General features: G+C 67.1%; 1 protein-coding gene. It reads right to left on the reverse strand.

Features of this window, described 5'->3' with window-relative positions; translation table 11 throughout:
- Positions 1 to 40: 40 nt before the first annotated feature.
- The coding region (locus tag CSR02_RS09115; protein WP_208616824.1) for a hypothetical protein at positions 41 to 234 on the reverse strand (194 nt) is incomplete at its 5' end.

Here is a 234-nt window from a genome sequence, read left to right on the forward strand (position 1 = left end):
AGATCGCGAGCTCATCGACGGTCTCCGTTTACCGCCGCGCTCATTGCCCTGCCCTGTCGGCCGCCTGCGCATCGAGGATCTTCTTCACCTCGGCCACCAGATCGGTTTCCGGCACGGTGACCTGCGCGGGCCGCGCGGCGCGCCACTCGGCATTGTCGGAAATCTCGGCCGACATGCGCGCGCCTTCGATCAGGTCCTTGATCTGGACCTCGCCCTTTTCGCGCTCGTCGCCGC

This window comes from Acetobacter pomorum, assembly GCF_002738225.1.
In the GTDB taxonomy this organism is placed as follows: Bacteria; Pseudomonadota; Alphaproteobacteria; order Acetobacterales; family Acetobacteraceae; genus Acetobacter; species Acetobacter pomorum.